This is a genomic window from Arsukibacterium sp., from assembly GCF_033722355.1.
Classification (GTDB): domain Bacteria; phylum Pseudomonadota; class Gammaproteobacteria; order Enterobacterales; family Alteromonadaceae; genus Alishewanella.
This window is the reverse complement of the sequence record NZ_JAWVZF010000082.1, coordinates 1-11,603: the sequence shown is the minus strand read 5'-3', so window position 1 is coordinate 11,603 and position 11,603 is coordinate 1. Positions and strand designations below refer to the sequence as shown.

The following is an 11,603-nucleotide window of genomic DNA, read 5'->3' as shown; positions in this document are numbered from 1 at the left end:
CGCGTAGTCAAGATCAACAAACTCGGGCTCTGGTGGCGGTAAGATTTTAGCAGCGGGCTCAATCATTTTCAGCTGACGGGCAATGGGCCGCCGTTGTTTATCGCTGCCCAGCGTAAACTGCAGCCGGCAGCCTTCCGCAGGCCGGATTTTACTGTCCGTGAAATCACGGATATGGAAAAACAATTGGCGGTTGTCGGTGTCGGTCACGACGAAACCAAAGCCTTTATCGTCGCGCCAGTGCACCACTTTGCCGGTCAACTGTTCTGGCTGTTCTGTCGGCTGCATTGGCGATTACCAAACTAATAACCATGACCAAACAACGGCTGTTGTCATGGCTTGAGTCTACCAGAAGTTTACTGAATAGTGGTTTAACAAGTTTAGGATCTTTCAGTAAAACGCAGCACGTCGTTTAGCTGGCAATCCGCAGCCGCATCGATAAATCTATTGCCTGCACGTGCTTGGTCAGCGCGCCACTGGAAATAAAGTCGACACCGGTCGCAGCAAGCTCGGTTAACCGCTCGGCAGTAATATTGCCGGAAACTTCCAGTTTAGCCTGGCCATTGTTCAGGCTGACGGCTTCGCTGATCCCGGCCAGACTGAAATTATCCAGCATAATAATATCAGCCTTTGCCGCCAGCGCTTGCTGTACTTCAGCCAGATTTTCGGTTTCAACTTCTACCGGTTTGCCGGGAAAGTTCTGCCGGGCCTGAGCCACCGCTGCCTGAATGGAGCCGGCCGCTGCGATATGGTTTTCTTTAATCAGAAACGCGTCAAACAAACCAAAACGATGATTTAAGCCGCCACCACACTGTACCGCATATTTCTGGGCAAAGCGTAACCCCGGCAGAGTTTTGCGGGTATCCAGCAGGCGGGTGGCGGTATCGGCCAGCACCCTGACATACTGGGCGGTAACCGTTGCAGTGCCACTGAGCAGCTGTAAAAAATTCAGGGCACTGCGCTCACCGGTCAGAAGCAGGCGCGCCGGGCCGCTGAGCTCACACAACAGACTGTCCGCGGCAACGTTATCACCATCTTTTACCTGCCAGCGGATACTGACCTGGCCATCCTGACTGAGCTGATTGAGCTGGGCAAAAACTTCATCCACCCAGGCGGTGCCACATACCACGCAGGCTTCACGGCTGATAATGGTGGCAATGGCCTGCTGACTGGCCGGAATAAGGCTGGCGGTAATGTCGCCAGCGGTCAGCGGCTGGAAGCCTAAATCTTCTGCCAGGGCAGCCTGCACGCTGCGCTTCATTTCCGGTACAAGATAACGATGATAAGATGTTGCAGTGGCTTGGTCGGTCATATTAGTTTCGCTGAATTAGGGTCAGTTGGTTTCCTTGCTGGCGGAATTCTAACTGGTTTAACGCGCTCATGCCTAACAAAATCTCGGCTCCGCCCAGATTGGGTACTACACTGGCGGTAACCTGATTAAGCACAATATCGCCCAGCTGTAATGATGCAATCTCGCTCAGATAAGCGGTGGTAATACCGTTAGCCGTCGCAACCTGGATTTGTCTGCCACGCGGCAGCCCCAGCTTTTCGGCGGTATCCTCGGCAATCGCCACCGTGGTGGCGCCGGTATCCAGCATAAAGTCTACCGGCTGACCATTTAGCAGCGCAGTGCCAATATAATGTCCGGCACGGTTACGAATAAGCACCGTGCTGACCTCGCCTGCCGGGCCCTGAATGCTCTGCAATTGCTGATTCGGGTTGCGTTTACCTGCCAGATAATCCTGGAAGAACAGAAAAAGCATAATTAACAGCAGCAGCCAGGCCAGCCAGCTGAAGGCTTTTGCAAAAGGCGTTCGTTGCTCGGGTACTTGCATTCATCAGCTTCAACCATGACAATAGTGCCTAGCTTAATCACAGTGGGCTCTAAAGGCAAAATTCCGATGAAAACTGCTGCGCAGCCAAGCTGTCCGCCGCTTGTGCAACGTCCTTCTGCTCATTTTGATGAGCGCCCGGCCGACGGTCAGATAAGTTTACTGGTGATTCATAATATCAGTTTGCCGGCCGGCCACTTTGCTGCTGCCCCGCAGCAGGGTAGCTACGTTGATCAGTTATTCTGCGGCACCCTGGATTGTCATGCTCATCCTGATTTTGGCTCATTACAGGGGGTAAGAGTCGCCGCTCATTGTGTGATCTGGCGCGATGGCACGATTTTTCAATATGTCCCTTTTGCTAAACGGGCCTGGCATGCCGGCAAAAGTGAGTTTGCTGGTCGGGCCAACTGCAATGATTATTCAATTGGGATAGAGTTAGAAGGCTGCGATAATATGCCGTATACTGAGCAGCAGTATCAGAGCCTGATAGCGTTAAGCCAATATTTGCTGGCATGCTATCACGAGATCAGTCCACAGCGGATAGTCGGCCACTGCGATATCGCCCCCGGACGTAAAACCGATCCGGGGCCGGCATTTGACTGGACATATTACCGGGCCGCAATTCAAGCCGCAATGAAGGAGAGCAGGGAATGACATTAATCAGTATGTTGCTGGCGTTAATTATTGAGCGGCTGGCTGTGCGCAGCAGTGCCTGGCAGGCACAACGCTATGTCACAGCATATTTAAAATTCAGTGTTAACACCCCGCTGGCCACTCTGGCGCGCCACCGGCTCGGCCAGTATCTCTGGCTGATACTGCCAGGTGCGGTCGTGATGCTGTTGTTGTGTCTGATAGATAGCCGGCTGCTGACGCTAATTGTCAATACACTGGTGCTACTGGTGGGGATTGGTTGCTGGCATTATCGGCAGCTATACAAACAATATCTGAATGCGCAGGAGCGCGGCGATGCCGAAGCGGCAGATCTGGCTATGCAGCAGATTCAAAATGACAGTGGCAGTAGTATGGAGCAGAATAGCTATGGTCAGACGCTGATTTGGCTGAATTTCCGCTATTACGCTGCGACCGTGTTCTGGTTTTTGCTATTCGGCGCCTTTGGGGTTATTACCTATGTTTTGCTACGCCAGTTACAGGAGCCGGTTACGCTAAACGCAGCACAGGATAGTACAGACGCTGACAACTCTGTTTATCAGGCATTGCAGCCAGACAGTGACGGCCCTGATGCCGTGTATTACATGACGTTCTGGGCGCAGTGGTTGCCAACCCGGTTGTTTGGCCTTGGTTTTGCATTGGTGGGGTATTTTTCCCGGGCATCAAATGCACTGCTGGGATACTTTATGGATTTTAGTACCGACAACGAGCAGGTCCTGACTGAAGTGGCGGTTGCGGCAGAGCCACTTGATCCCGAACAGCTGAATACCGCAGACGAAACCACGGCCATGGTGCAGTTAGCCAAACGCAATATGCTGTTTTTTCTGGCACTGGTCGCGGTGCTGACGTTAAGCGGTGTCCTGCGCTGAGATGAATCGGTCAACAGAACAATTACTGCCTTATATTGCTGCTACCTTTGATCAGATGCCGTTTAACCGCTTGCTGGGGCTACAGGTAAGCCGGTTTGGCGCTGATGAAGTGGAAGTGCGATTCCCGTGGGCCCAGCAACTGGTAGGTAATCCTATTCAGCAAATTTTACATGGCGGCGTTATTGCCTCGGTGCTTGATGTGGCCGGCGGCATGATGGCCGTTGCCAGTGCCCTGGAACGGTTTAGTGACATTGACCAGAATGAACTGGTACAGCGCTTTGGCAAAATGAGTACGATTGATATCCGCACCGATTATCTGCGCCCTGGCCGGGGACAGGCATTTATTGCCACCGCCAGAGTGATTCGCTCTGGAAATAAAGTGGCGGTGTGCCGGATGGAGCTGCATAACGAACAAGGTGTGCATATAGCACTGGGTACTGGTACTTATCTGGTTGGTTAAGTGCCCGATTTTGGGATAAGACAATGTCGTTAAGCAGGGAACAGAAGCTGGGAGGTGTCTTCGCCGCCAGTGCTTACACCCTTTGGGGCGTTGCCCCTTTATATTTTAAGCAAATCGATTTTATCGCCGCCCCTGAAATTCTGGTGCACCGGATAGTCTGGTCTTGTCTGCTGCTGTTGCTGGTATTACTGGCGCTGAAACAGGGAGCGAAGCTGATGCATCTGCTCTGTCAGCCGAGGCTGATGTGCTGGCTGTTATTTACTGCTGTCATCCTCGGTGCTAACTGGGGATTGTTTATCTGGGCGGTGAACAGTGACCATATGCTGGATGCCAGTCTGGGCTACTATATAAACCCGCTGCTGAATGTGTTACTTGGCCTGTTATTTCTCGGTGAACGGTTAAGACGCCTGCAATGGCTGGCATTAGGGCTGGCCGCAACTGGTGTGCTGATCCAGGTGATTATTTTTGGCTCTATCCCCTGGGTGGCGCTGGCGCTGGCTGGCTCTTTCGCTGTGTATGGCTTGCTGCGCAAAAAGCTGGCGGTCGAGGCACTTACCGGGTTGTTTGTCGAATCGTTGTTATTATTGCCACTGGCAGTGCTGTACTGGTTGCTGTTTGCCGACAGCAGCGCGGTGAATATGCTAAACAATACGCCCGGCCTGAATTTATTGCTGGTGGCAGCGGCGCTGGTAACCACGGTACCTTTGCTGTGTTTTATTGCCGGCGCCAGACGGCTGCAGTTGTCAACGATGGGCTTTTTTCAATATATCGGCCCGAGCCTGATGTTTATCTTCGGGGTCTGGCTGTATCATGAACCGCTACGGCCGGCCAGTTTGCTTACCTTTGGCTTTATCTGGCTGGCATTACTGATTTACAGCTGGGATGCGTGGCGCCATCATCGCCATCAGCGCAACCTGTTGCGCAGCGCAGTATGTTAAAACCGGCCGCTAAAGCCGTTGTCTGAGTTGCAGGAGCATTGTATGCCAGGCCCGTTAGATTTGATTGCTGTTATCTGGTTTTTTGTGTTGTGGATTGGTTACACCTTGTTTGCTAAACGCAAAGCAAAGGTGGTCAGTTGCCTGTCCTTTGAGCTCAGGCGAAAACGTACCGACTGGATGCAGAAAATGTTGCTGCGTGATAATAAAATGGCAGATGTCGGTCTGATATCAACGCTGGAGCGCAATGTCACGTTTTTTGCCTCCAGTTCTCTGCTGATATTAGCCGGGTTACTGACGGCCATGTCGTCAGCCGAGAAACTGAGCCTGATGCTGTCTAATCTGGTACCCTGGGCTGACTATACTGAAGGTTCGGTCCAGTTAAAACTGCTGTTGCTGACCTTTATTTTTGTGTTTGCTTTTTTTCAGTTTACCTGGTCTTTACGCCAGTATGGTTTTTGCGGCGTGCTGATAGGCGCTGCGCCGGATGGCCGCAATTTAAACGAAGACGATCAGGCGCTGTATGCCAACCGGGCAGCCAAGGTGATTGATCAGGCGGGCCACTCGTTTAACTATGGTTTGCGGGCGATTTATTTTTCGTTGTCAGCCCTGGCATGGTTTATTGATCCGATGCTGTTTATGGTCAGCTCAGTCGTCGTCATGATGGTCATGAAACAACGTGAGTTCCACTCGAAAGTATTAAAAGCGCTGCAGGAATGTTAAACCCGGACAACTGACATTAAAAAAGGTCGGAGCGAATACATTATTCATTCCGACCCTTTTTGCCCGCGATAATGGCTCAGCGTCGCTCGAACGCTTTGATAACGCGCGCTACCCCTTCAACATGGCGGGCGATATCGACGGCTTTATCAGCCTCTGGCCCCTGCACCAGCCCCATTAAAAATACTTCAGCATTCTCGGTTACCACTTTAATATTTAAACCGCTGACATCATCATCGGCCAGCAGTTTGGATTTAACCTTGGCGGTTATCCAGCTGTCACGGGTACGGGTAGTTAACGAGGTGCTGTTACCAAGCCGGATCTGATTATGGATATCGCGCACACCCGGCGTGTCTTTAATCAGCTGTTCTGCCTGTTGCCTGATGCTATTGCTGGCGACCTGACCGGTCAGTAAAACCACTCCGTTATAACTGGTCACGTTAATGTTGCTGCTGTCAGGAATGCTCTGTGCCGTGCCTAATTCCCGGCGGGCCCGGATAACAATACTGTTGTCGTCCAATTGTGAGCCGAGAGTACGGCGATCGTTTGCGGCGGTGGCAGCGGTGGCGCCACCGGCCACCACCGCTGCTGCACAGCCCTGTAACAGGATAATTGCGGTACCCAATGCAATAAATTTACTGATGTTCATAGTTCTCCCTGCTGTGGAAACAGCGTAGTATCAATTAGTTCGCAAATGCAATGCAGTAAAAAGGTGTAGCATTCGAATACCCTGGCAGGCCGGTGCGCCGGTACTTTTAACTCGACATCCTGCTGGTTCAGCAGGCCAGCCAGCTCACTGTCGTTGTCTATCGTCAAAGCCACTACTTTCATATCGCTGGTCACCGCGGCTTCGACTGCTTTAATTAAACTTTGTTCAGAGCCGGTCAGCGAAATCACCAGGAGTACATCTGCAGCATTACCCAGTGCCCGTACCTGCCGGGCCAGATAATCCTGATTAATATGGTTATTGGGATGCAGGCTGGACATATCATTCTGCAGCGCCAGTGCCGGCAAACAGGGACGCTCGGTTTCAAACTGATCAAGCAGCAGCTGGGCGAAATGGCCTGCCAGACCATGGCTGGCACCGGCGCCACAGCATAGCACCTTGCCGCCGCTGATCAGGCTGTTAACGATCACCAGTGCACTGTTCTCAATCGGCTCAGCCAGCGCTTCGCTGGTGGCGATCATGGTTTGAATATTTTCGCTGAAAAGCTGGCGGATATTTTCCTGCATCACCCTGTCCTTCTAACTGAATGCATTCTGCAGCCAGTTGTAATGAAAGGGCTCGCGCCCTTCAATTGCTAATACATCAATCCGGCATGGCTGGTTCTGACCGCCATGCTGTTGTAGATACCACCGTACGGCCCTGAGCAGTTTCTGCTGTTTCGCCGTGGTAACGGCTGCCAGCGCACCGCCAAATGCGGCGCTGGCCCGGTATTTTACCTCAATAAACACCAGTTGCTGGCCCTGACGCATCACTAAGTCGATTTCACCGGCCTTACACTGAAAATTCCGTACCACCAGACTCAGGCCCTGTTGCAGTAAATAATCCAGCGCCAGCTTCTCGTAGTATTCCCCTTTGTTATTCATAGGAAATTTTTCATTATTTAACTGATTATACTCAGGGCTCCTGGACGGCGATGAGCCGGTTATTCCGATAACTGGCCCAGCTTAACCGGCGTACCACAGTACCATGCTTATCCAGGCTGAGCTGACCGGTCATGCCGGAGAACACCAGTGCCGGCATATGCTGTTGTTGTTTCAGGCGGGCGATCAGCTGGTAGGCATCATGTCCCATGGCAAAAAGCCGCTGCAGAATTTCATCCTGATCGGTAAACAGCTGCTGATATTGCTCGCGCAGCTGAACACTGCTTTGCTCGCCGAGCATCCAGGGCATTTCAGTAAACGTCAGACCGTTTAAATCGCGTTGTTCATTGCGATCCAGGCTGGTGCTGAAACTGCGTGAGCTGGCATAAACCGGCAGCCGGGGTGCAGTCTGGTTCACCGATACATCGACATAGGGTTTAAATAAGCGGGTTTGCACCGGATCGGCCAGCAGATAAATGGCATCGATATCGAGCCGGCTATGGGGTTCGGCCTCTAGTTTGACGTTGCCGCTGATCAGGCTGTTGATATTGCGGATACGGCTTTGGCTGACATCGGTTTCCAGCAGACTGCTGACTATCGCCTCCAGTTCAGCTTTGGCACTAAACTGGTAAAGCTCGGGTGTCGGATGGCCAAGCGCCTGCCACTGGCTGGCAAAGTGCTGCTGCATCCGCTGGCTGATATTATTGCGGGCACTGATCACCACTGGCCGCTGGTAATTTTTCTGCGCAAACAGCTCTGCCATCTGACTGACTTCATCCTCCAGGCTCAGGGCATAAAAAAAGTGATTCGCTCTTTTCGGGGTGTCTGGCAGGCGACTGTTTAAAAACAGGGTCGGCCAGGGCCAGTCCTGCTGCTGGCTAATCAGGTCTACCTGATCCCGGAGCAGCGGGCCTATGACAAAATCGACCAATTGTTGTTTTAACGCGGTGGTGATTTGTTCCGGGCTTTGCTGGCTGTCGATAAAAATAAGCTCTGCACCATCCCGCTGAGCGCTGGCAGCGCTGACCAGACCATATTGCAACGCTTTGGCATGGGCCCGGAAATTACCGGTTAACGGCAGCAGCACGCCAATACGCTTTGGCTGATACGGGGTTAATGTCAGCAATTGTTGTAATGACTGTGGCAGGGCATCGGGGCCTGGCATAAACGGATAACGCTGATGCCAGCTGACCAGTGCCTGCTGCAACGCTTGCTGCTGACCGATATTAGCCCGGACCAGGTCTGCCAGATTCAGCCAGGCCAGATTGCGCGAAGTGGCATTGGTCCGCAGGCTAGTCAGATTAGCCTGGCTTAACGAGGTCAGTTGCTGCCATAGTAAATTCCACAGTTCAGGATAGTCAGTATTGCTTTGTTCCAGCTGGTCCAGTTGCAGCAGCCAGCGGCTGGCGGCCAGATTGCGTTGCTGGCGGGCATAAAACTGGGCGCCCTGCCACAGATAGTCGCTGATATCGGTTTCTGGCACGGTATCCAGCGGCGTTTGTTCCAGTAAGGCACTGGCACGCTCGGTTTCATTGTTCGCCAGATATGCCTGCAGCAATATCAGGATATTGCGCTGACGCACCACCGCATAATCACTGTTGGCCAGGGTATGGCTAATTGCCAGCGCCAGCGGATATTGCTGCTGCTCCAGCGCCGCACGGGCGGCTCGCAGTAACCGGATTTGCCGTGCTTCACCCTGATAATCACGGGCTTGCCGGTACAGCTCCCGGGCATCCGTTGCCACCACGGCGCTGGCCGGCTCCTCCGGCGCTTTGGCTATCGCCGGGCGCTCAACGGCGGGGGTGGGTTGCTGGGCACAGCTGACTAACAGGCCGCACAGGCTTAAAAAGAGCAGTGGCTTTAATTTGCTGGAATTCACGTTGCACAGTACCATTAGGCTTTTAATAGGGCTATCTTACTTAGACTGCCCGCCAAGCTCAATTAAATAGCGAAATATGACCAAACAAACCGGATCCTTGTACGTTGTTGCCACACCTATCGGCAATTTAGCTGACATTAGCGAGCGCGCGATTGCTACGTTAAAGCAGGTTAGCTGTATCGCCGCTGAAGATACCCGTCATACCGGGAAGTTGCTGGCCCATCTGGCTGTTACTACCCGTACCCTGGCTTTACATGATCATAATGAAAAACAACGGGCAGCCAGTATTATCGCCCGATGTCAGGCCGGTGAGGATGTGGCGCTGGTGTCTGATGCCGGTACGCCGCTGATAAGCGACCCTGGCTATACTCTGGTACGCCAGTGCCGGGAAGCCGGGGTCAGGGTAGTGCCGATACCGGGGCCAAGCGCTGTTGTTACTGCGCTGTGCGCGGCCGGGCTGCCCACCGATAAATTTTTATTTATTGGTTTTCTGGCGGCCAAAAGTAGTCAGCGTCAAAGTCAGCTGGCAGCCTTGCCGGCCGATGTCGGGACCATTGTCTGTTATGAAACTGCACGGCGGATTCAGGCCTCTCTGGACGATGTGGCGCTGGTGCTGGGTGCTGATCGCGAGCTGGTGCTGGCCAAAGAGCTGACTAAAACCTTTGAAGCCTTTTGCCATGGCACGCCGGAACAAATTCAGGCCTGGTTAAACGAAGATCCGCAACGTTGCCAGGGCGAAATGGTACTGATGATAGCCTCAGCGTCCGCCCGGGCAAGCAGTGAGATCAGTGAGCAGGTGCAAACCACGTTAAAGATTTTACTGGCTGAACTGCCGGTAAAACAAGCCGCGGCGCTAACGGCGCAAATACATAACGAAAAGAAAAATGCCTTGTATAAACTGGCATTGGAATGGGCTGGTGAAAGCTGACAATTCGCGTATAATCCGCGCTGAGTTGGCCAAGACAATCGCTGCTTGCGTAAGCAAGGGGAGGAAAGTCCGGGCTCCACAGGGCAGGGTGCCAGGTAATGCCTGGGAGGCGCGAGCCTACGACCAGTGCAACAGAGAGCAAACCGCCGATGGCCCACGCAAGTGGGATCAGGTAAGGGTGAAAGGGTGCGGTAAGAGCGCACCGCGCGACTGGTAACAGTTCGTGGCACGGTAAACTCCACCCGGAGCAAGATCAAATAGGCCCTTTATGGCGCGGCCCGCGTTGAGGGCGGGTAGATTGCTTGAGGCTCAGGGCGACCTGAGTCCTAGAGGAATGATTGTCACTCTGGCAACAGAGCACAGAACCCGGCTTACTGGCCAACTCACCTTCTTACCTGACTCAGCCTGTAATAGCTGTTTCTGTACTACGTTATTCTCAGTGTTTAATAATCGCCGAAGCCGGCCTTATTTGCTGCTGGTAAATCCTGCCACTGAATATCAAGCACGCGGTCCAGATGTTCGGTGCCGGCCTTAACAGAGATGAACAGTGGTGACAGCGGCGCCTGTTGCCAAGGATGCCAGACCCTTATTTCAAATTCGTGCTGTGGCAGGTTGTTAAAGTGCGCCACGCCGCTGGCGTTTGTCATGGTGGTAAAATGACTACCACTGACGTAAACGTAAGCCAGCATATTATCGTGAATGTTACAGCCCAGCGTGACGATGCCTGCCCGGTCGAACATCACCGGCGCTTCCGGCTCGCCGGAATACAGGCGTAATTCAAATACCTTGGCCGGGGAGAATGAATAGACATGATGCCGGGTTTTATCCATATTCGGAAATTCGACAAATGTACCCTGCGTTACAATGCTGACAAAAGGCTGAAAATTTAAATCCTGTTGAATGACTTGCGCCGCCTCTGAGGCAGGCTTTGCCGGATAATTTTCGTTTACCAGTTCAACAACGGCAAAAGGTACGGGCTTTTTTTCAGCATCTGTAATGGTGACATAAAGCTCACTGGCCAGGCTTTGCAGCGGAAAAATTAACGCTATCAGTAAAATATGCTTTGGCATCGTGCAACCCGGTATTAGCATACAGGCGATTAACATAGTACATTTAGCAAAGAATAACATTGTAAAATTGCACAGAGGTTGCGGATGATAGCGCTGATGATTCGCCGGGCAGTATTATTCGCGGGGGCAATGCTGGTATTTGGCAGTTCAGCGCTTGAGTTCAGCTATAAAGCGAAAGGCGAGCTTTTTGTCTCGCAAACAGAGCCTGCCTCACAGGTTAACAAAAGCTGGCTCAACGGCGGCACAGGTCAGTTGTCTTACCCGGGGCAACCGTTGAATGCCGGACCGCAATACGTAAGTATTGATATCCTGACTGACTCTGCCGTTTCTGGCCGGCTGAATTCCCAGTGGCGTAGCCGTCCAAACCCCGGATTTTCTGTTACTGAAGCCTGGCTGGGCTGGTCACCGTTGCCAGTAAGCGGCTACCGTCTGCGTGGCCGCCTTGGTTATTTTTACCCGCAATTGTCGCTTGAAAATACCGATATTGCCTGGACATCACCTTACAGCAGCAGCTTTTCTGCAATTAACAGCTGGGTTGCTGAAGAGATCCGCACCCGCGGTGCTGAACTGAATATCAGCCGGCCGGGCCGGTTTTTTCAGTCGAAACATAGCTGGAGCGCTGTGATTGGCGCGTTTCAGGGCAATGATCCTGCAGGT

At 52.7% G+C, this 11,603-nt stretch carries 15 protein-coding genes and 1 other RNA gene; 8 read left to right on the top strand and 8 right to left on the bottom strand.

What is annotated here, in order from left to right; genetic code table 11:
- From R3177_RS09065 to R3177_RS09055, 3 genes are all read right to left on the bottom strand, one after another.
- The coding region (locus R3177_RS09065; protein ID WP_318970714.1) for a cold shock domain-containing protein at nucleotides 1-285 on the bottom strand (285 nt) is incomplete at its 3' end.
- A 124-nt stretch (nucleotides 286-409) separates the two neighbouring features.
- On the bottom strand, nucleotides 410-1,309 hold the full coding sequence (gene nadC / locus R3177_RS09060) for a carboxylating nicotinate-nucleotide diphosphorylase (protein WP_318970713.1): 900 nt from the start codon (nucleotides 1,307-1,309) through the stop codon (nucleotides 410-412).
- Between the two features lies 1 nt (nucleotide 1,310).
- Complete coding sequence (locus R3177_RS09055; RefSeq protein WP_318970712.1) at nucleotides 1,311-1,832, bottom strand: TIGR02281 family clan AA aspartic protease; 522 nt, start codon at nucleotides 1,830-1,832, stop codon at nucleotides 1,311-1,313.
- 66 nt (nucleotides 1,833-1,898) lie between these two features.
- On the opposite strand from R3177_RS09055, the gene ampD reads away from it, so the two are divergent.
- The 5 genes from ampD to R3177_RS09030 are packed head-to-tail and all read left to right on the top strand — an operon-like array spanning nucleotide 1,899 to nucleotide 5,485.
- Nucleotides 1,899-2,483 carry a 1,6-anhydro-N-acetylmuramyl-L-alanine amidase AmpD gene (gene ampD / locus R3177_RS09050; protein ID WP_318970711.1) on the top strand — a complete coding sequence of 195 codons (585 nt, stop codon included), beginning with the start codon at nucleotides 1,899-1,901 and terminating at the stop codon, nucleotides 2,481-2,483.
- Nucleotides 2,480-3,367, top strand: coding sequence for a regulatory signaling modulator protein AmpE (ampE, locus tag R3177_RS09045; protein ID WP_318970710.1), 888 nt, complete (start codon nucleotides 2,480-2,482; stop codon nucleotides 3,365-3,367). Before ampD ends, ampE begins: the two co-directional genes overlap by 4 nt.
- A gap of 1 nt (nucleotide 3,368) precedes the next feature.
- Nucleotides 3,369-3,827 carry a thioesterase family protein gene (locus tag R3177_RS09040; protein ID WP_318970709.1) on the top strand — a complete coding sequence of 153 codons (459 nt, stop codon included), beginning with the start codon at nucleotides 3,369-3,371 and terminating at the stop codon, nucleotides 3,825-3,827.
- A 23-nt stretch (nucleotides 3,828-3,850) separates the two neighbouring features.
- Nucleotides 3,851-4,765 carry an EamA family transporter RarD gene (rarD, locus tag R3177_RS09035; RefSeq protein WP_318970708.1) on the top strand — a complete coding sequence of 305 codons (915 nt, stop codon included), beginning with the start codon at nucleotides 3,851-3,853 and terminating at the stop codon, nucleotides 4,763-4,765.
- Nucleotides 4,766-4,807: 42 nt separating this feature from the next.
- The gene (locus R3177_RS09030; protein ID WP_318970707.1) at nucleotides 4,808-5,485 is read left to right on the top strand and encodes a DUF599 domain-containing protein; all 678 of its coding nucleotides are present in this window, start codon (nucleotides 4,808-4,810) and stop codon (nucleotides 5,483-5,485) included.
- A gap of 76 nt (nucleotides 5,486-5,561) precedes the next feature.
- Here R3177_RS09030 and dolP read toward each other — a convergent pair whose 3' ends face one another.
- The 4 genes from dolP to R3177_RS09010 are packed head-to-tail and all read right to left on the bottom strand — an operon-like array spanning nucleotide 5,562 to nucleotide 8,948.
- Nucleotides 5,562-6,131, bottom strand: coding sequence for a division/outer membrane stress-associated lipid-binding lipoprotein (gene dolP / locus R3177_RS09025; RefSeq protein WP_318970706.1), 570 nt, complete (start codon nucleotides 6,129-6,131; stop codon nucleotides 5,562-5,564).
- The gene (locus R3177_RS09020; protein WP_318970705.1) at nucleotides 6,128-6,715 is read right to left on the bottom strand and encodes an SIS domain-containing protein; all 588 of its coding nucleotides are present in this window, start codon (nucleotides 6,713-6,715) and stop codon (nucleotides 6,128-6,130) included. The genes dolP and R3177_RS09020 overlap by 4 nt, the downstream gene beginning before the upstream one ends.
- Before the next feature lie 12 nt (nucleotides 6,716-6,727).
- Nucleotides 6,728-7,072, bottom strand: a complete 345-nt coding sequence (locus tag R3177_RS09015; protein WP_318970704.1) for a YraN family protein — start codon at nucleotides 7,070-7,072, stop codon at nucleotides 6,728-6,730.
- A gap of 31 nt (nucleotides 7,073-7,103) precedes the next feature.
- A complete protein-coding gene (locus R3177_RS09010; RefSeq protein WP_318970703.1) occupies nucleotides 7,104-8,948 on the bottom strand; it encodes a penicillin-binding protein activator in 1,845 nt (614 codons plus the stop codon).
- 76 nt (nucleotides 8,949-9,024) lie between these two features.
- Between R3177_RS09010 and rsmI the strand changes: the two genes are divergently transcribed.
- Entirely contained in the window at nucleotides 9,025-9,876 is an 852-nt protein-coding gene (rsmI, locus tag R3177_RS09005; protein ID WP_318970702.1) for a 16S rRNA (cytidine(1402)-2'-O)-methyltransferase, read from the top strand.
- A 21-nt stretch (nucleotides 9,877-9,897) separates the two neighbouring features.
- An RNA gene (rnpB, locus tag R3177_RS09000) (RNase P RNA component class A) lies at nucleotides 9,898-10,266 on the top strand.
- A 53-nt stretch (nucleotides 10,267-10,319) separates the two neighbouring features.
- Here rnpB and R3177_RS08995 read toward each other — a convergent pair.
- Nucleotides 10,320-10,946, bottom strand: a complete 627-nt coding sequence (locus tag R3177_RS08995; RefSeq protein WP_318970701.1) for a methylamine utilization protein — start codon at nucleotides 10,944-10,946, stop codon at nucleotides 10,320-10,322.
- 84 nt (nucleotides 10,947-11,030) lie between these two features.
- On the opposite strand from R3177_RS08995, the gene R3177_RS08990 reads away from it, so the two are divergent.
- On the top strand, nucleotides 11,031-11,603 hold a 573-nt coding region (locus R3177_RS08990; protein ID WP_318970700.1), incomplete at its 3' end, for a hypothetical protein.